Origin of the sequence: Paenibacillus sp. FSL R5-0636, assembly GCF_037974255.1 — a bacterium.
In the GTDB taxonomy this organism is placed as follows: domain Bacteria; phylum Bacillota; class Bacilli; order Paenibacillales; family Paenibacillaceae; genus Paenibacillus_AQ; species Paenibacillus_AQ odorifer.
In genome coordinates this window covers 4,370,864-4,393,992 of record NZ_CP150232.1, presented here as the reverse complement: position 1 = coordinate 4,393,992, position 23,129 = coordinate 4,370,864, and the positions used below count along the sequence as shown (strand labels likewise).

The following is a 23,129-nucleotide window of genomic DNA, read 5'->3' as shown; positions in this document are numbered from 1 at the left end:
GTATGGCATTTATCGTTGGAATTGATGGGGGTGGCACGAAAACAGCTGTCACCATTACGCATGAGCAGGAAGACTCTTTATTCACCTTTACTGTAGGGCCTATTAATTATAACGGTGGTGATGCTGATGCTATTGCCGCTTCCTTTGAGAAAATTTTTAGTCAAATGAAGCTCTACTGCGGTAATTTACAAGAAGTTGCTCATATATGTATAGGTGCGGCAGGAATAAGTAATCCGCTGGTCATCAATTTTTTGGAGCAGCATGTGAGAAATAACGGTTATATCGGGCCATTAACGATTACTGGCGATCAAGAAACCGCATTATACGGGGCACAAAATGCGATGCAAGGCATCATTCTCATTGCCGGTACAGGATCGATTTGCTTTGGGGTCAATGAAAAAGGAGAGCAGCATCGCACAGGAGGTTTTGGTCATCTGATTGATGACGAGGGAAGCGGTTATAGTATTGGGCGCGATCTATTATCCGGATTAGTTCAAGTGGAGGACGGAAGAATAACCGATACGGTCATCCCAGCGATGGTATATGAGCAGCTTGGATTAAGCACTGTGAAAGAGATTATTGGCTTTGTTTATGATAAAAATACGACGAAAAAAGATATTGCGCAGCTCGCACCGATTATGACGACCGCATGCGAGAAGGGCGATGCACATGCAATAGCGTTAGCGGAGAAATGTGCAGCCAATCTATATGAGCTTGTTGTGCCTGTTATTGAACGGCTTAAGCTATATGAAAGTCCGATTGCGATTGCAGGAAGTGTGCTGCAAAAGTCTCGCTTTGTGAAAGAAGCCTTGGAGCGAAAGCTCGCACAGAGCTACCCGCAAACAAAGCTGATTTTGCCGATTAAGGATGCAGCCTACGGTGCTGTCCTGTTAGGAAGATCAAAAATGAACAACGACTAGTTTTTGTCGCTATGGAAAAATAAGGGTGTGTCATAAGTCCGAGCAGTTGGACTTGCGACACACCCTTATTTTAAAATGGTAGGAATCAAAAATGGCTTAAAATTTATCAGTCAAATAAAACACGGCTTGTTGTTTCGGAAATAGAGCTTGAAGGATGTTAGCGTGCTTAGTACTGTCCTTTGCTGCGCCTGCTTCATTATAGCCGAACATGATATAAGTCATTAGCTCGCGCTCATCTACTTCTATTGAAGTATAGGGATTGGTATGATTACTAGCATCGGAAACAGAAAGCTGCTTTTGCTTATAATCCAAGTAGATACAGTCCTCATTACTGCGAAGTGCAATATGCAGCTCCTGGTCTGCAATTATGTTGCTACGGTTTAGGCGATCTTCTAATTCAGGCTGAAGCTTATGGAAAGTTGAACTGAGATTGATCATTTTCCACATCGCCATATTGATTTGAATTGAATTAGCTTGATGCTGTTGGTAATAGGAATATAGCTTATGGTCCTCTGGGAGCATCGCTAATATTTGCTTTGCATTTTGACGCAGCTGACATAAGGCATGAAACAAAGCTTCAACGCCGTTTTCGGCTTCGTTCAAATACAATAATTCATTAATAAATACTTGTTCAGTATCTTTCTTTTCAATGATGCCATAAGCGACGATTTTTCCATTTCTGCGAAGGAGCAAGCAGTCAACTTTCTTCCATTCCGGCCAGGTCAATAAATCATTCCAATACGTTCTACTTCGGATCACGGTGTAGGTACGATTCTTATTGAATTGTTCATAGATGAAACGGATATCATCGAGATAACAGGCTTCAAAAGGAATGATTTCATCACTGTTTTGCTGCTGCTCCAAACTTGCTGGTTTTTCAATTGCGAAAGCAGTCTCCGGAATAAGTCTCCAGCCAGCCTTTTCATAAAACGCATGCTTGCTAGCCAAAAGCAAGCTTATATCATAATCGGTTTCTTTCATATAGTTGGTCTGCGCATGAAGAATTTTGTGTGCAAGCCCCAGCCCGCGGTAATTTAGATCTGTACCGACACTCCCCATTGCACCTGTTTTCAAGATCGCTTGACCGACTCTAATATGAAACGGGAAAATTTGTACATTGGATGCAATCTTACCGTCTACCATCGCAAACCATGTTGTATCTGGATCATATGTGGTGTCGAGGTCTAATCTTTCTTGGAAAAAAGCTCGGCCTACGGAAAAGCATTCATCTAAAATATCGTAAATCTTTTCAAGCTGCTCTCTAGTTGGATGGTTCATTACGATGATGTTTGGTGTCGTCGTCATCTTTCATTTCCTCCTGCGCCGTAATGTTGGGATAAATTTAATAAATGAAAAAAAACGGTTTTTTTGAAATTTAATTTCTTAACTTATAGTTTAATGTTGAAAAAAAAATTCGTCAATAATGGAACGTGTGGAATCATAGATAAACCGTTCAAGAACTTTTTGCGAAAAATCGGAAATATTTTCATACCAATGATTCCTGCATTTGTTGGAGCGGGTTTAATTGCGGGGAAGTATGATTTCGCAAATTGAACTATTATTAAATGAACTGCCAGAATCCGAAAAAAAAGTTGCTGAGTACATTCTTGCAAATGCTAAAGAAGTGATGCATATGACTATACATGAATTAGCGACGAAAGCGGATGCAAGCAGTGCGGCGGTTGTTCGTTTTTGCGGGTCACTAGGAATAGACGGTTTCCCCGCGTTGAAAATCCGTTTATCTGCGGAAGCAGAAAACACGCCGCATGTTGGCTACTTTGATGTTGAATCGAATGAATCGGTGCATTCTATCATTGATAAAATGTTGTCGAACACCATATTGACCTTTCAGAATACGGCCAGTCAACTGGACGCGCAATCTATAGAGCAGGCAGTGAACCTGTTACAACAGGCAGAAGTAATTTATGTTTATGGGATAGGTGCCTCATTTATTATTGCAGAAGATGCAGCACAAAAATGGCTTCGGCTAGGCAAAAATGTATATGCGATTTCAGATCGTCATTTATTGGCGGCAGCCATGGCTACGAAATCAGAAAATGCTGTCTTCTGGGGGATTTCGTATAGCGGTGAAACGAGAGAGGTTATTCAATTATTAAAACGAGCTAAGGAACAGGGGATAAAAACAATCAGCCTCACTCGTCCTGGAAATAACAAGCTTTCTCAGCTAGCTGATGTTTCTTTATTTACATCACGTGCGCCGGAAGCGCAGCTTCGCAGTGCGGCAACAAGTTCAAGATTTGCGCAATTATTTGTGCTCGATATTGTCTTTAGTGCATATGCTTCTGCTCAGCATGATTTTACTGTGGAGCAGCTAGCGAAGACAAGAAAAATGATTGAAATTTTGAATGATTAAATTGCGATAAGAAGCTTCTACCAGAGTATGGTGGAAGCTTTTTTATTGTAAAGTGCTTTAAGCAGATCGAGCTATTCTTCCACTTAATAGTATAATCAAATTGTATTGCTTATTTTGAATGGAGGAGATTTTCTGGAAGCTAAAGTAATAACATTGCCTTCTTTTCATGTTGTTGGTTACACCTGTCCTTTATGAGGAGCTCTGCGTAGCAAAAAAACTGGATAAATTGTTAATTTCACCCCTATAGTTACTAAAATCGATTATAATAAAATTTATGTTCAAGCCGATTACCTATCCTAAGTTAATAGGATAATCATACGCAAAAAGGCATAGTGATGAATCGCCTATGCTATAAGGGTTATAGAGTTTTCAAATACACACTTATGTATAAGAGGAGGCGAATGATATGACGATAATGCCTGTTATAGTAATGATCTTAGTATTTGTACCTGCCATTGTACTCATGGTAAGCATGCCTTATTTAACAAGAGAGACGATTAGTTTTGGGGTCACCGTCAGCCCTGTACAATTCCATAGTGAGCCTCTGCGCCAGATGCGGAAGTCATATACTAGGATTAGTGCTACCTTACATACCATCCTATTCATTGTTTGTATCCTCTGTCTAATATACGGTGATGAACATTCCAAGCAACCAAGTTGGATCATTGTCACTTATTCACTCGCCATGGTCGTAATCTCCCTAGTCATAAACATTAGCTATTATTTCAAAATGAAAAGTTTACTACCTATGCTGCCTATTGCTCTGGAACCATCGATCATGGCAGTGGACACTGGATTTCGGAAAAGAAACATTGGCTTGTCTAATAAATGGTTCCTCATTCATGTTTTAATTATTGTTGTTACTATTGTAAATGTGCTACGCAACTACGATCTGATTCCTGATCAGATTCCGATCCATTACAACAGCAGTTGGAACGTAGACGGCTATGCAGCTAAATCTTATAGTTCTGTGTTTATGCCTACGATCATGCAAGTGTTCATAACACTTTTGTTCATATTTGAGAATTGGAGTATTCGCAGAGTGAAGCAGCAGGTTCAACCCAATGATCCTAACCGTTCCATCAGACAAGACGCAACTTACCGCCGTACTTGGTCATATTTTATGCTTACAGCAAGCTTCTTAATAGTTATCCTGTTTTCCGTCGTGCAACTAAATATGATATCTCAGCTTAACATGAATTTCGCTATCCCTATTATCCTAATCATAATAGCCCTTATCATCCTATACGCCTTGGCCTTAACGTTCTGGGCTGGTCAGGGTGAAAGCCGCTTGGAGCGATCTGCCGATAGCTCCAATGTCAGACCTGTCCATGATGATGAAAAATGGCTATTAGGTATGATTTATTTCAATAGCAAAGATCCAAACCTAATCGTCAAGAAAAGGCTCGGAGTCGGCTGGGGATTAAATTTCGGTCACCCAGTAAGCTGGCTGTTTTGGCTCGGAATTATTGTACTGTTAGTTGTGGTGCGGTAACAAAGCTTGGAGGTTAATACTCACCGGAGTATAGACGAAGTTAGAGTTTCGAAACAGAATATTTACCGAAAAAAACGCCTAAAGGGTGTTTTTTTATTATCTTTAAGTGTCTCAGTAATATCTATTTTGAATTAAACTGCATATTAAAGAGTATTTCTCGTATTAATATCTCTTTGTTACAATCAGATTGTTATCTAAAGGAGGGTATAAAATGAACTATCGCAAATTAGGAACTAGTGGCTTACATCTAAGTGAGATTGCTTATGGTAATTGGATTACACATGGTGCTCAAGTGGACAATGATACTGCCCATGCTTGTGTTCCCGCTGCATTGGATGTAGGGATCACAACATTTGATACTGCAGATGTATATTCCGATACGAAAGCTGAGATGGTGCTGGGCCAAGCATTAAAAGGAGTGCACAGAGCTGATATCGAATTGTGTACCAAGGTGTGCCATCCCACAGGGACGGGACGTAACGCAAGAGGTCTGTCTCGCAAGCATATTATGGAGGCGTGCCATGCTTCACTGAACAGATTACAGACCGATTATATTGATATCTATTATGCGCATCGCTTTGACGCAACAGTATCCCTTGAAGAGACCTTTTTGGCTTTTTCGGATCTGGTGCGTCAAGGTAAGGTTCTCTATGTCGGGATAAGTGAGTGGACGGCGGATCAGATAGCAGAAGGTGCTATTTTGGCGAGGGAATTGAAGGTGCCATTGGTGGCTAGTCAACCTCAATATTCGATGTTATGGCGCGTGATGGAGACGGAGGTAGTTCAAGCTTGTGAGCGGGAAGGGATTGGACAGGTGGTCTGGTCACCGCTTGCTCAAGGGATTCTTTCAGGTAAATATATGCCAGGGCAACCATTGCCAGAGGGTTCTCGTGCTTCAACCGCTGCGGGCTCACCATTTATGAATAAATTGGCGGGTCAGTGGCTTCGGACTGAGGTGCTTGAGGCGGTCTCGAATCTCTCTTCCATCGCCAGTGAAGTTGGGTTGACGCTTCCGCAGTTGGCTATAGCATGGGTGTTGCAAAATACACAAGTCTCATCTGCAATTATTGGGGCATCCAAGCCTGAGCAGGTTATAGAAAATGCCAAAGCTGCGGGAGTTCGTCTGGATAGGGAAGTGATGTTGGAAATCGATAGGGTGCTAGAAGGACTCGTTGAACGTGATCCTAGAAAAACGGGCTGAATATTATATTATTCACCATTAATAGCTTCTGAACTCATTTGTCCTATGATCTCTAGTAACGCGGATAAGGAGGCACGATCGCAATCGGTTCTCCAAGCGGCATAAAGGGGAATCGATGGTGTGCTTTCTTCAAAGGGACGAAATGCGACACCTTCACGCTGAAAAATAGCAACTGAAGAGGGCACAATGGAAACTCCAAGATTAGCAGCTACCAAATTTACAATGGTGTACATCTGAATGGCTTCCTGTACAACATTCGGATACATGTCGTGTTGGGCGCAGAAGCTCATAATGAGGTCATGAAAAGGAGCTCCTAAATGACGCGGGAACGATATAAACGGCTCTAAAGCTAAAGAGCGAATGGATAACACCGGTAATTGAGATAGGTGATGCTGCTCTGGCAAAACGGCAATAAGCGATTCATTGACTAAGGGACGATGGTCGATATGTTTGCCCGACTCTGTATAACGTACAAATCCAATGTGAATCGTTCCTTCATGTAAAGCCTGCCACTGCTGAGCAGACGTCATCTCATGTAATCTGAGTTGTACTTGTGGATAACGTTCCCGAAACATTTTTAACATATTAACCAATACTCCACCAGCTGCAGAATCTATAAATCCAATGTTCAAATGTCCGATAATTCCTTGATCGACTAATTGTGTTGTTTTAATAGAGCGTTCCAGTTGAGATAAAATGGATTTAGCCTCCTCTAGAAATACCGCCCCCGCTGGCGTGAGACGAACTTGTCTTTTGTTCCGTTCTAATAGTTTCACACCAATTTCATTCTCCAGAGCTTGAATTTGCTGGCTTAAGGGAGGCTGTGTCATATTTAGCTTCTCTGCTGCACGGTTAAAATGCAGTTCCTCTGCTACTGCGATAAAGTATTGCAATTTTTTTATGTCCATACTTTTCATTCTCCCTTGAAATGCTTCTTCAAGCAAGTATAAGGATCTTTGAAGAAAAATGAAAGGAATGACATGTCCTTTGAGGTGTTTTATTCGAGTGCCAAATGCGCTAGACTTGGAATGGGTACCCAGAACAATGATGTACTGTTTGATTGGTCATAAAGGGGGAGATCTACGATGATAAGAGGATTAACAACAGCAGGTTTGGGTGAGATTAGTTCCAATGAAGAATACATCAGACTTGCGAGCCAATTCGGGTTTCGGTCCATAGACGTCAATCCATTAGAGTTGGTACAGCAATATGGCAAGGATGGGGCAGTTCAATTGTTGGAAAGTCATGGCGTCATGCTAGGATCTTTTGGTTTAGAGGTAGATTGGCGCACGACAGAGGATAGCTTTAGGGAGAGTCTGAAATCGCTTACCCAGATGGCTGAGGCCGCTGCTGACTTAAAGTGCACCACATGCTGCACATATATTTTACCTTCGACTGATCTTCCGGTCGCACCGTTTATGATTGCAGCCACTAGACGTTTAAGACTATGTGCAGAAATATTAGGCGCTTATGGTATTTCGCTAGCCTTAGAGTTCGTTGGCCCTCATCACTTACGTACACAATGGGCAAATCCGCTGATCTGGACGATGCATGATACGTTGAACTGGATAGACACCATTCAAGTGAGAAATATCGGCTTGTTGCTGGATTCCTATCATTGGCATACAAATGGATTAACAAGTGAGGATCTGCTGAAATTACAACCGCATCAAATCGCGTATGTCCATATCAATGATGCTAAACCTCTGCCCATAGAAGAATTGCTTGATTTTGATCGATTGTATCCAGGGGAAGGGGCTATTGATCTTACAGGCTTCCTGGGAAGCCTTACAAAGATCGGGTATACCGGCGTTATCGCCCAAGAAGTGCTGGCACCAGCCTCCGCACACAGTTCATCTGAATTATTTTCCCGTTCCAAAGCAGGTTTCGATAAAGTATTCTCATTGCTAGAAATCTAAACACATCGAACTCTACATTAGAAGAAGCGTTAAGGAAGGAATCAACTATCTGCTCTATGGGATAGTTGATTTTTTTCCTCTAAACATAGGATTACATACGTCTATAGGCCTCTTAATATAGTATAATCATACTGTATTGCTCAAAGTTGAAGATAGGGATATAGCACTATTAAATACTATTGACGAATGAGGAGTCTATGAGAACTTCGGAGAATAAAATTAAGTTAAGTCATATGTTGTACATAGTAGTATTCATCTGCCTGCTGATTGCAATACGCTGGAGCTGGTACAATCATTTTACTCTGTCTAATCCTCCTGTAGTGGAGCAAGGTGTGCTCGATTTGCGGGGAGTAGACCTTGAATCACTAAGCTCCTTTCCACTGGATGGAGAATGGGAGTTTTATCCTCAACAATGGGTGAATGCCGCCAATATGGATCGTGTTTTAAAAGGTCAAATGCTTCAGGTGCCGGGTAATTGGAGTACCGCATTTAATCCTTCAGAGCAAAAGAAGGCATATGGATACGGAACTTATCATATGCGTATTTTGCTAGATCAACCCTTGTCTGAGCCGCTAAGCTTTTGGTTCCAGTCCATCTATACTTCTTCTGAAGTGGAGATCAATGGAACAGTGCTCGCACGGTTTGGTGTGTTATCTGACGAGAAGGAAGAGCATGTTTATGTGACGAAAGCATTCTTAATCAGTTATACACCTACAGATCAGAAGCATCTGGATCTGTTTGTTCGGACGTCAAACTATGAGTCTCCACTAAAAGGGGGCATAATTCGGTCCGTGGAGTTTGGCATTCAACATGAAGTAGACACTATATACTGGAATTCCATTGGCTTGCAGCTAGTCGTAGGGGTCATGCTTCTTCTACATGGGTTGTATTTATTGATTATCTATCTGATGGATGTACGAAAAACAGAGCTGATTATTTTTTTCCTCATGATGGTCGCTGCGGCTGTATCCATTGGGGTTGAACATAATGGACTAATGTTCCGGTTTCTTCATGTTGATTTTGCCTGGATGTTGAGGTTAAAGGTTCTTTCGTATATAGGGTTTTGTCTATTCCTTTTATTGATGGGAAGAGAACTATTGGGGAATCGACGGAAAGGCAAGGCGTTTTATAGTTACATCCTGTCAGTTCTCATTTTTACTTTATTTATTATTGTAGGTCCTGAAGAGGCAGTGTTATATATCATCGGAAAAGGGTATTACATGATCCTGTATTACGTTCCAGTGTGTTGGACGGTATATTATTTTTGGAAGATGGTATCCTTACGAGCTGAAGGTGCTCTATTTTTATTGTTTTCAGTGTTAGCAGTACTAAATAATATGTTGTGGGGGGCTGTCTACTATGCCAGTAGCTCACAATTTATGTTTTATCCCGTAGATTTAATAGCTGCCCTTGCCGCATTTTCCGCCTATTGGTTTAGGAGATATTTTCATCAATCCCATCAAAATGTGTTACTGAACGCTCAATTGGCGGAATCCAATAAATTAAAGGACCGTTTTCTAGCCAATACGTCACATGAGCTGCGCACTCCACTGCATGGGATTATGAATATTGCCCAAAGTGTGTTAACAAGAAAAAAACATGTGCTGGATGAAGAGAGCCAGCGTGACATGGAATTGCTAATTATGGTCAGTCGCCGGATGTCGCTTATGCTGAATGACTTGCTTGATGTTGTGCGATTGCAGGATAAGCGGATTGTGATGAATATAAAGGTCTTGCAAGTGAGGTCATTGGCTGAAGGTGTACTGGATATGTTACGCTTCTTAACCGGTGGGACGAAGGTGGAGCTTCGAATGTCTATAGATGAGAAACTGCCTCGTGTTTATGCGGATGAGGAGCGATTGGTGCAGATTCTGATTAATTTAGTTCATAACGCACTAAAGTACACCGAACAGGGAAGTGTTGAACTGGCCGCAGAACAAGTGGGTGGGGATGTATGGATACATGTTACGGATACAGGAGTAGGCATGGATGAAGCTTTGAAAAAGCGTGTTTTTATGCGCTATGAACAAGGGGCTTACGGTCAAGGCGGCATTGGGCTGGGACTAAGCATCTGTAAGGAGCTGGTCGAACTGCATGGCAGTGAATTATTGCTGCAATCGCAGCCGGGTCAGGGAAGTAAGTTCAGCTTCAAATTACCTGTAGCCAAAGGGAGCTTGCAGTCATCCATTCCGGATGTCTATGCAGAAAAAGATTCGGATCCATTGTCACCATTCAGCACGTGGATAACTGCTGAGAAATCAGCTATGGTGGCTGCCACCTATAATACAAAGGAAGTAGAGCCACTCTCGAAGCTCGATACAGACGCTGATATCATACATGTGCTGGCAGTTGATGATGATTCGGTCAATTTAAAAGTTTTGCAAAATATTTTATCAGATGGAGCTTATCGGATTGATACAACGACTTCAGCCCGTGAGGCGCTGGATATGTTGCATCATGAGCAGTTCGATTTGGTTATCGCTGATGTGATGATGCCGGGCATGTCTGGTTATGAATTGACAAGATTGATACGCGAGCGGTTTACGATGTATGAACTTCCTATTATTCTATTGACCGCCCGCAGTGAACAGGAGGATGTCTACGCAGGTTTCTTGGCTGGCGCTAATGACTATGTAACCAAGCCAGTAGATGCCATGGAATTGAAGTATCGTGCTTCGTCGCTCACTTCTATGAAGCAAGCAGTCAATGATCGTTTGAGAATGGAGGCTGCTTATTTACAAGCGCAGATCCATCCACATTTTCTCTTTAATACATTAAATTCGATTATGTCCTTGAGTGATTTTGACACTGTCAAAATGAAAGATCTTTCAGATGCGTTCACTACTTATCTGCGGATCAGCTTTGACTTCTTAAATGCAGGCAAACTTGTTTCGCTGTCGCAAGAGCTGGAGCTGGTCGAGAATTATGTATATATCCAGCAGCAGCGTTTTGAGGAGAGGCTGCAAGTTGAATGGGAAGTAGACGCGAATCTCCAGCTTCTAATTCCTCCGCTGACGATTCAGCCACTGGTCGAGAACGCCGTCCGGCATGGGATCTTAAGTCGGGCAAAAGGTGGAACCTTGCGTATTCACATCGAGACACATGCGGAGGCTGTTCATTTTATCATTGCAGATACGGGGATTGGAATGGATGAAGCTCAAGTCAGCAAGTTATTACAGCCAAAAAGTCTTAAGGATCAAGGAATTGGTCTCCTTAATACCGATCGGAGATTAACACAATTATATGGACAAGGCTTGAAGATTCAAAGTATTTCTGGGGTGGGAACTACGGTGTCTTTCATTATTCCTGATTAGGATGGTTGTAAAACCATCCTTTTCTGTCTAGCTGTAATTGAGTGGATGTGATTTGAATGATCAATTCTTCCACGGCGGATAAGGTTGCAACTATACAGACAATGGTTGTCCAAATGGTGTGGTTACTATGGGAAAGCCATATAGGAGTTACAAATAGGAGGAGCCCGGTGAGTTTATTGCCGTAGGTATGGATGCTTGCGTAAGTTTTGAATCTGCGAAGGGCAATCCCTATCGCTGTTAAGCGGATGACCGCGATCAAGAAGATCCATAGGATGAATTCGAGTGTGAGACTTAGAAGCGGATACAAAGTAAATAAGCTGATCCCGATTAGTATTGTGTCGGCAGCAGAATCCAGCTTTGCTCCGAGATGACTTGTTGTGCCTGATTTTCGGGCAATTGGACCATCTATCAGATCGGTGACTCCGCAAAGGATATAAATTGCAAGAAAGGGCGAACTTAGGGGCTCGAAGAATAACAGCATGATTGCCAAAATAATTCTGCCAAGTGTAATACAGTTAGTTATAACTTTCAACTTCAATCCCACCTTTGTTCATGACCTCATTTAATTCTATTGTACCAGAGGCAGAGTATATGCTATATGCTATATGCTATTTGGAAAAGGATTATAAGATAGTATTGAAGAAGTAGTGAAGTAGAAGTGTAGATTAGGATTCTAGTAGTAATTTAGGAGGGATTTTATGAAGCAGAATACAAACTTAAAGGTACATACATTAGCTGATATCGAACATCTGAAAATTCACGGCAGAACAACAGGTTTACTTTCTCCACTAACGTTATTTTGGACAGGCAGTGCGGTCGAATTAAATGTTAAAAGTTCTGAGCTATGGCTTGAAGTAGAAGCAGATTATGATGTTTATGAACCTTGGATTAGCATCCTGATCAACTCCGTTCCTGTTAGCAGACAAATGTTAGTAGCAGGCCGGTACTGGATTTGTGTATTTAGAGGCATGAATGATCGTGTTGTGAAAAATGTCCGTATTGTAAAAGATGTGCAGGCAATGAGTGGAGACTCTGGCTGCTCTTTGCAGATACATGCGGTGAAGATGGATGGGGAATTTCTGCCCGTTGCGGACAAACCCCACAAGATAGAGTTCATAGGTGACAGTATAACATCCGGAGAAGGAAGTATAGGTGCCAAGGCTGAAGAAGACTGGATTCCAATGTGGTTTAGCGCCATTAACAACTATACTAGTATGACGGCAGATGCTTTAAATGCAGAATATAGAGTTATTTCTCAAAGTGGCTGGGGTGTCCTTACTAGCTGGGATAATAATCCGCATGGTAATATCCCTGATGGTTATGAACAGGTTTGTGGTCTTCTAACTGGAGCAAAAAACGAAGCTTTAGGAGCTTTTCAAGAACATTCTTTTGAATCCTGGCAGCCAGATGTTGTGGTAGTTAATCTAGGAACCAATGATGGGGGCGCTTTTCAATCGCCAGAATGGAAAGATGAGGTAACAGGGGAGAGCCATAAACAACGCTTAAATGAAGACGGGACCTATCATGAGGATGATATACAAGCTTTTGTCGATGCCGCCGAGAAATTTCTGATGAAGCTTAGAAAAAATAATCAACATGCACATCTCGTATGGGCATACGGGATGCTTGGTATCCCCATGATGCCGGCGATCTACCGAGCGATCGATGTTTATAGCAAGAAAACAGGGGACAAGCAGGTTTCTGTGTTGCAGCTTCCAAATATGACGGATGAGACCATAGGGGCAAGAAGTCATCCGGGAGCATTAGCTCATGAACAAGCGGCAAAAGAGTTGACGGGGTATTTGAAAGGGATTCTAGCGGGCGAAAGTTAATGATGAATTCATAAAAAAACAAGCCGGAGCGAAAGGAACACGCTCCGGCTTGTTTTATTTACTTTAGTCTATTTGGTGGATACAGACTTGAACCATTCGTTAACTTCTTTGGTGATTTGGTCACCACCATTTGCTTTCCAGTTGGAAACAAAGGAGTCAAAGGCATCTACTGGAAGCTTGCCGTAAATGATTTTGTTGAAGGTTTCCATTTCGGATTGACGAAGCAGATTCCATTTGGATACCATCGTTGGTGTCGCAGCACCAGTGAAATAGTTCTGTCTACGAATGTCTATTTGCGACATAACAACTTTTGCAGCGGCCCAGTTTTCCGGTTTACGGAACTCAGCCATTTGTTTTTCATAAGGAGTTACAGGTGTTTCACCATCAGCAAGTTTAACCAATGTCTTCATGAACAGATCAGGAATACGAGCCGGTCCAGTTAAGAAAGGAAACTCATTGGAGAAGTCTTTAATCTTCTCTTTATCACTAGTAGGCTTTCCATCAATCATGTCCCAATCGTAGCCTTTAGCAAAGCCGTATTCAAATTCACTACCAGCTGCAGGATTAGCTAGGTTATCAAGCAAGTAGTTGTAGTATAAGAAAATTGCTTCAGGGTGCTTAGCATCTTTGTTAATCATGATACTAGCGTTTACCCCAGAGTTCTGCCATTTGGTACCGATGAGTCCGTCTGGACCTGCTGGAACCGGATAAGCTTTGATCTTCGCTCCAGGTACATTTTTCATAAGATCGGGAGCCGGCCAGTCTGGAACCCAGTTTGCCCCTGGTAGAATACCTGCGGCGCCTTTTGTCCAGCTTTCAGCAGATTTACCTTCATCCCAAAGTGCGGAGTCTGTGTGAATATAACCTTTTTCCATCCACTCACTAAGCTTAGCAAGGGCTTGTTTAGCTCCAGGATTTATGGAACCGTATTCTAGATTGCCGTCGGCATCTTTATTCCATTGTTCTTCAATCGTACCGTAAGCACCGAATAACCAGTCTAGTTGGCCCATCCAGGTGTTAGTATTGTTTTTCAAAGAAATCGCAAGTGGGAAAACATCTTTAGGTGCTAGACCGTCAGGGTTTTCGTTCTTGAATTTGTCCATAATGATCTCAAGATCGGCGATTGTTTTTGGAGCCTGAAGGTTCAGCTTTTCCATCCAATCTTCCCGTAACCAGAGAAGGGTATCGTCATTATCGGTATATTCAAGGATCGGCATATTGTATTTCTTACCGTCTTTTGTGAATGGATACCAAAGTTCTGGGTGTGCTGCAGCATGATCTTTTAGAATTTTATTAGCATATTTGTCGAACAACTCATCAATAGCAATGAACTGACCGGAATCAATCAGTTGATTGGTCAACACTGCATTGGTTGGTACAGAAACGAAGTCAGGCAGCTTTTCGCCAGAAGCAATGGCAAGCTGAAGCTTTTGTCTGTATTGATCGTCATTGGCTGGATACCAAGTATCTTTATGCTTCATGCCCAGTGTTTCCAGCATCCAGCGATCGTGAACATTGTTTTCTTTGGTATCGCCTTGAACATATTTCTTCGGCATCAATACCGAACTGAACTCGATGGGTGGATCGTATTTACCTTTTTCAAAAGCAGCATCTGCTTCAGATAAACTAGTCTCAGACGATGTGGTATTGTTTTGTTTGGCGTTTTCATTATTTCCGCCGCCACTGCCACAGGCTGTGAGTGTGATAAGTGCTGTGACCGTTAACAACGACCACATTTTTTTGAACTTGATCATTCTTTAATTCCCCCTACTGTGTATGATCTTTACAAGTGTAACTTTAACAACTAGTCGGGGATGGCATCTATATGAGATTTTTAGTTTCGATAGGACTCTATCATGCTATTTATTATTGTCTCGATATTCCTGCGGTGTTACTCCGAACTGTCGTTTGAATACTTTTATAAAATAAGCAGGGTCCATATAGCCAATCTCCATGCTGATTTCATAGACTTTTTTAGAAGTGGTTTTCAGCTTATGGCAGGCCCGATCCATGCGCAGGCGAGAGATATAATCGCTTATTCCTTCACCCGTTTCAATCTTATAAATTTTTGATAAATGAGTCGGATGGAGGTTTACGTGGTCAGCCAGAACCCGTAATGAAACATCTAAATGCAGGTTTTTGTCTGTGAAATCTTGAATCTTTTTCACATATTCAGATCTGATGTCTTTAATTTCGTTAGACGTTCCTTCTTTCAATTTGCTCAGGATGCTGAGGGACCATTTTCTAAGTTTACCGATGGTCGAGAACGCTTCACCGCTTTGCAACCAACCGAGATCGTCTCCCACTAAGTTAGCTAGAGTATGCCCATTTCGGTGTGCGAGATTCGTGAAGGATGCAGTGATTAAAAAACCTGCCTCCATGCAATGCTCCCACGATTCAGACCATTTCTCATCCAGCTCCGCGCAGACAGCGAGTAGTTTCTCTTCCGCAGCATCCCAATGCCCACTTTCAAGCAGGTGAATTAGTGTCGGCGGGGTGTAAAGGGCATCCAAAGGTCCTTGGGTGGTGGAAGGTTCAAATTCGCTGACCCGCATTACGAATTCGCGCTCGTCTCCCACGATCTGCCGGAAATAAGCTGTAGCCTGACGGAAACGGCTCGACACCTTCTCGGGAAACTGGAACCACTCGGTGATTACTATGGACAGGGAACCTTTCAGAAATTGCTTAACCTTATACTGAAGCTGTAAAGAAAGCTTTTCTAGGATGGTTTCTTTGCCGATGTCGGATCCTTTCTCTTTAAGCTGAAGCAGAAACACAAGATATCCATGTTCTTCTTTAACGCCCCAAACCTGCATGAATTCACCCATAATCTCTTCAGCCATATTGATGATGGCATATTCAATTAAGGTTTGATCATTATTGTTATAATGGCTAAATTCTTCTTCCATGCGTACAAGCATCAAAGCGCAATCGCCAGAATGGAAGGGCAAATCATAATTTACGAGCTTCCGTTCCCATTCGCCAGCTTGAAATTGATGACCTTGCAAGGCATCAAGCAGCAGTTGACCACGTAAAAGCGGCAGATTTTCCCGTAGGGTAAACTGGGTTCGTTTAAGCGAACTGATAAGTTCCCATTCTGTGTTCAATTGCTCGATGGCAGTTTTGACTGCACCGATGATTTCATCATCGGTAGGTGGCTTAAGCAAATAATCGACTGCATTATGCTGGAGTGCTTTTTTGGCATAATCGAACTCCGAATGGCCTGATAAAATAATGCATTTAATCTTTTTATCACGTTTTCTTATCCGCTCTATTAATTCAATTCCCGTCATTTCGGGCATTTGGATATCCGAGATCACAATATCAATCGGGTTGGTATCGATAATTTGTAGCGCCTCACGTGCCGAATACGCTTTATGCACCTGTTCAATTCCTAGCGTATGCCAGGGTTTAGTCATGGCAAGATTATCTACCCAGTGCGCTTCATCGTCTACTATAATCATTTGCATGTTGTTATTCTCCTTGATGATTCTTAAATTTAGAATATTCATCCTCAGTAGGGATTTCCCAGATAATCTCTGTTCGGAAACCTCCAAGAGGGGATGGTTTAAAGGTTAGACAGGATTGATTACCGAACAGGTGCATGATCCGCTGATTCGTATTCCAGAGCCCACAGCCCATTTCTTCCTGCAATGGCTCCTGCATTTTACGATTCAAAGCTTCTAACTGCTCCGGATTCAAGCCAGGCCCGTCGTCATCAATATAAATCTTGCAGAAGCCGTTCGAAATTTCACCACTAATGCTAATCTCACCCGATGAATACGATTTGGCCACTCCGTGAATGACTGAGTTCTCCACAATAGGCTGAAGCATTAGACGTGGCACAGACTGGCTTAACATGTTCTCAGGGATTTCGATATGATAATCAATTCTGGCATTGCGCAGCTTTTGAATATCCAAATAGTTGACGAGCAGCTTGATTTCTTCATCCAGTGACGCGGTTTCCCGTTCCATTCGGGTAGTATAACGATAGTAAGCACTTAAATTATAAGCCATTGAGACAACAGCGTCCTCATCCTTCATCTGGGCCATATTGATAATATAACCAAGGCAGTTATAGAGGAAATGCGGATTGATTTGCGCCTGCAGCTGCTTAAGTGTAGCTTCGCGGGCACGGATTTTCTCATTGAACACATTCTCTATCAGGTCTTGAATTTGATGGGACATATCATTAAAGCGATGGAATAGAAACGAAAACTCGTTCCGGCCCTCGTTATGAAGACGTACAGAATAATCTCCACGCTGCACGCGCCGTAAGCCTTTAATTAGCTTTTTGATAGGGTACTGAACATTTCTGTATAGTAATATGGAAGCGGAAATTCCCATAACAAACAGCAAAATCATCGAGATATAGAACAAATCCTGACTGAGCGAAATGGGTTTTAGGATTTGATATAGAGGGACAACATCTATTAAATTCCAATCCAAATAGGAGGACTTCACAGAGCTGACCAGGTAGTTCTTGCCATTGAGTTTGACTACATCCTGGGTAGTGTTCTCAGGTGAGTGTTTATCCAGGTAAAGAATGAGTTCTTCAGATAACTGCTTGTCCGCACTGCGATTCAGAATCGGAGAGTTCCCTTTATGATAGAGAAAAGGATCACCTTGTCCACCTTCCTTGTACGTATCCAGCATGTTCTGAATATTCTCATAACTGAAGCTGGCTTCAATCACCAAGTTGCTTCCCGTCAACATCCCCGGCTGAGCTAAGGAATCTGTATAGAACCAGTAGAAGGATTTTAGCTCGTCTTTAGATTCCAAGCTATGATCGCCATACGTCCATTTTCCACTCATATTTCTTTTTAAGTAATCCTCATCATACCCAAATGCTCGATTGTAGTTGGAGATGACATCTTTATTTTGCTGTGAATGTACGGCATATCTGGCAGGCCAAATATCTGCAACCCCGGATTGAAGCACCATCTTTTCCTGAATGACATACCGGGTTTGCATCTGATCATATCGATCAGCCCAAATGTTTAATCCGTTGAAGGCTCTGACATTTGGATCTCTAGAAAGGATGAGGGTGAAGTCCATCATCTGATTAATGCGCGAATCAATTTGACTGGACAGAAAAGTGAGCTGCTTCGTATTGGACACCTGCAGTTCTTTACTCACAACATCGTAGGTGACGTTATTTGAAAAGGTATACATGATAATGATGGGGATGAACAAGAGTATGATCAGGCAGTTTATTTTGGCAAACAAACTAAACCGCGATTGTGTTAATTCTCTCAGGGATGTAAAGCGCTTCCAAATATTCATAAATGTACCCTCCAGATGATGTCCTAATAAAACCATATCAAGCCTAACAATGTTATATAGTCAAACCTGAGAAACGCCTGATACTATTTATAGCAGAGATCCCCATCACACACAAAATATTTTTTTTGGGAACAGGAGAGAGCTATGGAGGCTAATTCAATACAGCAGGTAGGCCTGGAAAATAAACCAAGTATAAAAAGAAAAAGAAAAAAAGGCTATAAACAACCATGGGTGCTCCACTTCATGGTATTACCGGCGGCAATTATGGTTTTTATTTTTTCTTATATCCCCATGTCAGGAATACTCATGGCATTTCAGGATTATAAGCCTGCATTAGGATTTTTTGATTCCGAATGGGTCGGACTTAAGCATTTCAGGTACATGTGGGAGAACGATTATTTCCTGCAAATTACTTGGAATACACTGTTTTTTGCTTGCTCCAAAATTGTTTTGAACCTGATTATTCCTTTTATATTCGCCTTGTTGCTCAATGAGGTAAGGAATATGGGTCTTAAAAGATCTATTCAAACACTCGTCTATCTACCGCATTTCTTGTCTTGGGTTACCCTTTCAGGAATTCTGATCGATATCCTAGCACAAACAGGGATCGTCAATCAGTTTATTTCGTCCGTTTTCGGCATAAAACCGATCTTTTTTCTAGGGGACGGCAACTGGTTCCGATTTACCATCATAGCCAGTGATGTTTGGAAAGAATTTGGTTTCAACACGATCATTTTCCTAGCTGCGCTATCCGGCATTAATCCATCACTTTATGAAGCTGCTGAAGTGGATGGGGCAGGTCGCTGGAAGCAAACGATGTATATTACCATACCAGCACTTATTCCAATTGCTATTGTAATTGCGACCTTGGCACTGGGCAATGTATTAAACGCCAACTTTGACCAGGTATTTAACCTATATAGTCCTTTGATCTATCAACAAGGGGATATCATTGATACCTTTGTGTACAGAGAAGGTCTTCTGAGCGGACAATTCAGCTTTGCGACCGCAGTTAATCTTTTTAAATCGGCAATTAGTTTAATTCTAATCGTTATTTCATACCGACTTGCCTATAGATTTGCAGGGTACAGAATTTTCTAGAAAGGATGACAACAAATGTACCATAAAACCCTTCCATATCGAATATTTAGCATATTCAACAATGTGCTCCTAACTATCCTTTCGGTGCTCTGCTTGCTGCCATTGTATCACTTACTCATGGTATCTCTTAGTGCGTCCGCCCCAGCCAATGCTGGATTGGTCACCTTTTGGCCAATTGGCTTTACTTTGGAGGCCTATGCAAAAACTTTTAACAACACTAATTTTCTTACATCCCTGTGGGTGTCGGTAGAGCGGACAATACTAGGAACAGCACTTGCACTGGTAGTAAATACGGTTGCAGCCTATGCTCTTTCTAAGGAAACTAGAGTTTTCCGGGCGCGTAATATCTATCTTTGGTATTTTGTCGTAACCATGCTGTTCAGTGGGGGTCTGATTCCGGGATATATCCTGATTCTAAAGCTCGGGCTGATGAATTCTTTGATGGCACTTATCCTACCTGGATTGGTAGCCGTATTTAACATCATTTTGCTGCTGAACTTCTTCCGTGGTGTACCTAAGGACCTTGAGGAAGCAGCCTTTATTGATGGGGCAGGACATTTTAAGACCTTTTTGAAAATATATTTACCAGTCTCCTTACCAGTCATTGCAACGGTTTCTCTATTCATGATGGTGGGTCATTGGAACTCTTATTTTGACGGAATAATCTATATCAGAGATTCGGATAAGCTGCCGCTGGCGACGTTTATGCAGACCATTATCGTTCAGGCAGATATGTCTAAGCTTGATCCGTCAGCCGTAGCTAACTTGTCTCAACGGACTATACGGGCTTCACAGATTTTCATAAGTGCGCTACCGATATTGTTGGTTTATCCATTCCTGCAACGTTATTTTGTGACAGGGATCGTAGTCGGCGCTGTAAAAGAATAGTCAAAAAAGAGGGAGTTACTGGACTAGTCCATGTAGCTCCCTTTTTTTGTAGGTATGGCATGAAAAATAGACACCCGAGATGAATTGCGCCTTCTAAAATACGGTGCTATACTTTTGGCATGAAATATGCTCGGAGGTGGTACAGTGCTAATGTTGAAATGCCCATTAGCTAGAAGTTCCTCACGCAAAGCCTAATATAGGGCGATACTTTGCGTGAGGTGCGATGGATGGATATATCGCCCAACTTAATTTTATCGTTTCTATAAATGGGCTTTGCACCTTATGAACTTTTAATATAAATAAGGGGCTGAAAAGCGATGTGTACACCATTTATTAGAAACCATCAATATAACTTAATTAAGAAACAAACGAAATTTGTTCTGCATACCCTGCGAACCGTTGCGGATCGCAGAGTCTTGGAGACTGTAAGATATAGTGCTGCTACGAACATTATTGAGGCATTTCCTTTTCTTACGGAGAATCACAAGCAGATACTGGAACAAATATCGACCTTCGAAACTGCAGAAGATTTCCAGAGATATCTTAGTGAATTAGAACCATACCTAGAGTCATATCCGACGATTACGCTGAAGCAGATTCAGAAGCTATTCCCTAAGAATAAGAAACTGAAAGTACCTGATCTACAACTCATCGACTATCGCAACATAACGTATTTGAGTTGGATAGATATTGCCAGTAATAAATTATTCATTATCTATCCGTACGAAGGACAGTTCATAGGTATTGAGGGTAGAATCACACCAACGCACAAAAAAGGGTACTGCATGTTCTGCAATCGGCATCAAGAGCTTGCATTCTTTTATGTTAAGACCAAGAATGTGAACGTTTCGCCGGATAATATTTCTGCTGTGGGTCAATACGTATGTCTGGATAATCAGGAATGTAATCGGAGCATAACCGATACAGCTAAGCTTGAGAGGTTCATTCTCTCTGTCCGTAAATAATGTTTAGAAAAGGCTCCCTTAGTGGGAGCCTTTTTGTTAAAAATATCGTCAGGATATAGATAATTCGTTTCATTGAAACAATGAGGCACGACATTAGTGGATATCATGAGATTCAAGAGCTGAATGAATAATATAAGCGTTTACAAACAGAAAATTTGAGTAGTTATAAGAATAGTCAGAAAATTTCCATATGACGTGCTTTGTTACTTAAGCTATAATGAGGTCTAAAAAAGAAAACGGGGCGTTATAATGAATCAAATTAAGGGTAACAAAAATCTTCTCTCGGAGAAGGAGGAACGCTTCTCTTCCGCGGGCTTTATTTTTGCCGCCATCGGCAGCTCGGTTGGACTAGGAAATATGTGGAAGTTTCCTTATATTACAGGGGAAAATGGGGGGGCAGCTTTTTTCCTTCTTTTCATCGTCTGTTTGGTGCTGATAGGGTTACCGGTGCTGTTGGCAGAACTGGCTATCGGACGCAGCGGGCGTGGTAGCGCGGCGACCTCTTTTATGCGGGCTGGAGGCGGGAAGAGTTGGTTTGCAGCTGGAATGTTGCAGGTACTTGCGCCGTTTCTAATTCTCTCCTTTTATATTATTGTTGCTGGCTGGACGCTGAACTATTCGATGATTGCTTTTAATGGACAACTATTCAGCACTACTGATTATGCAGGCGAATTCAATTCGTTTGTCTCCGGATATATGCCGATCGTTTGGCAGGGGATAGCCATTCTGATTACGGCGGGTGTAGTCATCCTTGGTGTATCAGGCGGGATTGAGAAATTTAACAAAGTATTAATTCCTGGTATGGTCGTACTCCTTGTAGTGTTAATGATTCGCGCGGTAACCTTACCGGGTGCATCCGCAGGGGTTTCCTTTTTCCTAAAACCGGACTTTTCAGTGTTGACAGCGGAATCTGCGCTAGTTGCATTGGGACATGCCTTCTTTTCATTATCGCTCGGGATGGGGATTCTCCTGACATACGGATCTTATGTTGATAAAAAACAATCGCTGGGTACCGCTGCCATCGCAATCGGTGCGGGAGATTTGTTATATGCTTTTATTGCAGGCTTGATTATTTTTCCGACGACGTTCTCATTTGGTATTGCTCCTGATCAGGGGCCTTCGCTGATTTTTATCGCTTTGCCAGCCGCTTTCTCGGCTATGCCTTTTGGTGCGCTCTTCGGCGGTTTGTTCTTTATCTTGCTGGCGATTGCTGCTCTAACCTCAGCTGTATCGCTGCTTGAAGTGCCTGTATCCTTCACAATGGAGCGCTGGAATTGGAGCCGGAAACGTTCGGTTTGGATTTTGACGCTGATCTGTTTCCTTCTTAGTATTCCTTTAGCGATGTCACTGGGAATGTTCCCGGAGCTAACGATTGGTGGCAAATCTCTATTTGACGGGCTGGATTTTATCACCTCTAACATTATGCTGCCGCTTGGAGGTCTGCTGATTACCATCTTCGCCGGTTATTTCTGGAAAGGTGCAGCGGAAGCCGCTGGACTACAGGCGCGCTGGTTCCGTGTTTGGCTGTTTATGCTCCGTTATGTGGCGCCGATCCTAGTGTTCCTAGTGCTGCTCCATACCTCGGGGATTATTTCCTTCTAATTCTGAAATTTATTTATCCAAAAATAGCTCTACGACCCTTGTTGGTTGTAGGGTTTTTTTGTGTTGAAAAGAGGGGATTAAATTGAATTTTAATTCCTACTTGACTAGGTGGAATAATTGGAATATAGTATAAAAAAGCTTGAACGGTATGGAAGGGAATGTAACTAACTAATCCATTCTTAACTAATAATTGTATACAATTATACAAATATATTATTGGGGTTCGGACCCC

General features: G+C 42.1%; 17 protein-coding genes. 11 read left to right on the top strand and 6 right to left on the bottom strand.

From position 1 onward, the window contains the following. Nucleotides 1-2: 2 nt before the first annotated feature. Entirely contained in the window at nucleotides 3-920 is a 918-nt protein-coding gene (locus MKX34_RS19985) for a BadF/BadG/BcrA/BcrD ATPase family protein (RefSeq protein ID WP_076297639.1), read from the top strand. Nucleotides 921-1,016: 96 nt separating this feature from the next. Here MKX34_RS19985 and MKX34_RS19980 read toward each other — a convergent pair whose 3' ends face one another. Beyond that, nucleotides 1,017-2,225, bottom strand: coding sequence for a GNAT family N-acetyltransferase (locus MKX34_RS19980; RefSeq protein WP_076297638.1), 1,209 nt, complete (start codon nucleotides 2,223-2,225; stop codon nucleotides 1,017-1,019). A gap of 232 nt (nucleotides 2,226-2,457) precedes the next feature. On the opposite strand from MKX34_RS19980, the gene MKX34_RS19975 reads away from it, so the two are divergent. From MKX34_RS19975 to MKX34_RS19965, 3 genes are all read left to right on the top strand, one after another. Further along, nucleotides 2,458-3,294 carry a MurR/RpiR family transcriptional regulator gene (locus MKX34_RS19975; protein ID WP_081384081.1) on the top strand — a complete coding sequence of 279 codons (837 nt, stop codon included), beginning with the start codon at nucleotides 2,458-2,460 and terminating at the stop codon, nucleotides 3,292-3,294. 406 nt (nucleotides 3,295-3,700) lie between these two features. Beyond that, nucleotides 3,701-4,789, top strand: coding sequence for a DUF1648 domain-containing protein (locus MKX34_RS19970; RefSeq protein ID WP_076297635.1), 1,089 nt, complete (start codon nucleotides 3,701-3,703; stop codon nucleotides 4,787-4,789). 211 nt (nucleotides 4,790-5,000) lie between these two features. After that, nucleotides 5,001-5,990 (top strand): aldo/keto reductase family protein, encoded by a 990-nt coding sequence (locus tag MKX34_RS19965; protein ID WP_076297634.1) that lies wholly within the window; start codon nucleotides 5,001-5,003, stop codon nucleotides 5,988-5,990. Between the two features lie 8 nt (nucleotides 5,991-5,998). Here MKX34_RS19965 and MKX34_RS19960 read toward each other — a convergent pair whose 3' ends face one another. Further along, complete coding sequence (locus MKX34_RS19960) at nucleotides 5,999-6,898, bottom strand: LysR family transcriptional regulator (protein ID WP_038572065.1); 900 nt, start codon at nucleotides 6,896-6,898, stop codon at nucleotides 5,999-6,001. 177 nt (nucleotides 6,899-7,075) lie between these two features. Here MKX34_RS19960 and MKX34_RS19955 point away from each other — a divergent pair, with 177 nt between their 5' ends. Together MKX34_RS19955 and MKX34_RS19950 are read left to right on the top strand one after the other, a co-directional pair. Continuing rightward, nucleotides 7,076-7,909, top strand: a complete 834-nt coding sequence (locus MKX34_RS19955; protein WP_038572064.1) for a sugar phosphate isomerase/epimerase family protein — start codon at nucleotides 7,076-7,078, stop codon at nucleotides 7,907-7,909. 233 nt (nucleotides 7,910-8,142) lie between these two features. Beyond that, nucleotides 8,143-11,223, top strand: a complete 3,081-nt coding sequence (locus tag MKX34_RS19950; protein WP_339203217.1) for an ATP-binding protein — start codon at nucleotides 8,143-8,145, stop codon at nucleotides 11,221-11,223. On the opposite strand, the gene MKX34_RS19945 is transcribed toward MKX34_RS19950, so the two are convergent. Continuing rightward, entirely contained in the window at nucleotides 11,210-11,755 is a 546-nt protein-coding gene (locus tag MKX34_RS19945; RefSeq protein ID WP_076297632.1) for a CDP-alcohol phosphatidyltransferase family protein, read from the bottom strand. The two genes, MKX34_RS19950 and MKX34_RS19945, sit on opposite strands and share 14 nt — an antisense overlap. Nucleotides 11,756-11,921: 166 nt before the next feature. Here MKX34_RS19945 and MKX34_RS19940 point away from each other — a divergent pair, with 166 nt between their 5' ends. Then, a complete protein-coding gene (locus MKX34_RS19940; protein WP_076297631.1) occupies nucleotides 11,922-13,055 on the top strand; it encodes an SGNH/GDSL hydrolase family protein in 1,134 nt (377 codons plus the stop codon). Nucleotides 13,056-13,123: 68 nt separating this feature from the next. On the opposite strand, the gene MKX34_RS19935 is transcribed toward MKX34_RS19940, so the two are convergent. The 3 genes from MKX34_RS19935 to MKX34_RS19925 form a co-directional block, all read right to left on the bottom strand. Then, nucleotides 13,124-14,809, bottom strand: coding sequence for an ABC transporter substrate-binding protein (locus MKX34_RS19935; RefSeq protein WP_036688689.1), 1,686 nt, complete (start codon nucleotides 14,807-14,809; stop codon nucleotides 13,124-13,126). Nucleotides 14,810-14,914: 105 nt separating this feature from the next. Further along, entirely contained in the window at nucleotides 14,915-16,525 is a 1,611-nt protein-coding gene (locus MKX34_RS19930; protein WP_036688687.1) for a response regulator, read from the bottom strand. 4 nt (nucleotides 16,526-16,529) lie between these two features. After that, nucleotides 16,530-18,341, bottom strand: coding sequence for a sensor histidine kinase (locus tag MKX34_RS19925; protein ID WP_076297630.1), 1,812 nt, complete (start codon nucleotides 18,339-18,341; stop codon nucleotides 16,530-16,532). Nucleotides 18,342-18,485: 144 nt separating this feature from the next. Between MKX34_RS19925 and MKX34_RS19920 the strand changes: the two genes are divergently transcribed. The 4 genes from MKX34_RS19920 (at nucleotide 18,486) to MKX34_RS19905 (ending at nucleotide 22,897) form a co-directional block, all read left to right on the top strand. Continuing rightward, nucleotides 18,486-19,442, top strand: coding sequence for an ABC transporter permease subunit (locus tag MKX34_RS19920; protein ID WP_036688682.1), 957 nt, complete (start codon nucleotides 18,486-18,488; stop codon nucleotides 19,440-19,442). A gap of 15 nt (nucleotides 19,443-19,457) precedes the next feature. Beyond that, entirely contained in the window at nucleotides 19,458-20,330 is an 873-nt protein-coding gene (locus MKX34_RS19915; RefSeq protein ID WP_036688680.1) for a carbohydrate ABC transporter permease, read from the top strand. Nucleotides 20,331-20,647: 317 nt separating this feature from the next. Next, complete coding sequence (locus MKX34_RS19910; protein WP_076201656.1) at nucleotides 20,648-21,295, top strand: FusB/FusC family EF-G-binding protein; 648 nt, start codon at nucleotides 20,648-20,650, stop codon at nucleotides 21,293-21,295. Between the two features lie 249 nt (nucleotides 21,296-21,544). Further along, on the top strand, nucleotides 21,545-22,897 hold the full coding sequence (locus MKX34_RS19905) for a sodium-dependent transporter (protein ID WP_036688675.1): 1,353 nt from the start codon (nucleotides 21,545-21,547) through the stop codon (nucleotides 22,895-22,897). Nucleotides 22,898-23,129 lie beyond the last annotated feature (232 nt).

Excerpts from the sequence above, each read along its gene's own strand:
- MKX34_RS19985 (WP_076297639.1), top strand. The coding sequence starts at position 3 with ATGGCATTTATCGTTGGAATTGATGGGGGTGGCACGAAAACAGCTGTC.
- MKX34_RS19980 (WP_076297638.1), bottom strand. The coding sequence starts at position 2,225 with ATGACGACGACACCAAACATCATCGTAATGAACCATCCAACTAGAGAG.
- MKX34_RS19975 (WP_081384081.1), top strand. The coding sequence starts at position 2,458 with ATGATTTCGCAAATTGAACTATTATTAAATGAACTGCCAGAATCCGAA.
- MKX34_RS19970 (WP_076297635.1), top strand. The coding sequence starts at position 3,701 with ATGACGATAATGCCTGTTATAGTAATGATCTTAGTATTTGTACCTGCC.
- MKX34_RS19965 (WP_076297634.1), top strand. The coding sequence starts at position 5,001 with ATGAACTATCGCAAATTAGGAACTAGTGGCTTACATCTAAGTGAGATT.
- MKX34_RS19960 (WP_038572065.1), bottom strand. The coding sequence starts at position 6,898 with ATGGACATAAAAAAATTGCAATACTTTATCGCAGTAGCAGAGGAACTG.
- MKX34_RS19955 (WP_038572064.1), top strand. The coding sequence starts at position 7,076 with ATGATAAGAGGATTAACAACAGCAGGTTTGGGTGAGATTAGTTCCAAT.
- MKX34_RS19950 (WP_339203217.1), top strand. The coding sequence starts at position 8,143 with ATGTTGTACATAGTAGTATTCATCTGCCTGCTGATTGCAATACGCTGG.
- MKX34_RS19940 (WP_076297631.1), top strand. The coding sequence starts at position 11,922 with ATGAAGCAGAATACAAACTTAAAGGTACATACATTAGCTGATATCGAA.
- MKX34_RS19935 (WP_036688689.1), bottom strand. The coding sequence starts at position 14,809 with ATGATCAAGTTCAAAAAAATGTGGTCGTTGTTAACGGTCACAGCACTT.
- MKX34_RS19930 (WP_036688687.1), bottom strand. The coding sequence starts at position 16,525 with ATGCAAATGATTATAGTAGACGATGAAGCGCACTGGGTAGATAATCTT.
- MKX34_RS19925 (WP_076297630.1), bottom strand. The coding sequence starts at position 18,341 with ATGAATATTTGGAAGCGCTTTACATCCCTGAGAGAATTAACACAATCG.
- MKX34_RS19920 (WP_036688682.1), top strand. The coding sequence starts at position 18,486 with ATGGAGGCTAATTCAATACAGCAGGTAGGCCTGGAAAATAAACCAAGT.
- MKX34_RS19915 (WP_036688680.1), top strand. The coding sequence starts at position 19,458 with ATGTACCATAAAACCCTTCCATATCGAATATTTAGCATATTCAACAAT.
- MKX34_RS19910 (WP_076201656.1), top strand. The coding sequence starts at position 20,648 with ATGTGTACACCATTTATTAGAAACCATCAATATAACTTAATTAAGAAA.
- MKX34_RS19905 (WP_036688675.1), top strand. The coding sequence starts at position 21,545 with ATGAATCAAATTAAGGGTAACAAAAATCTTCTCTCGGAGAAGGAGGAA.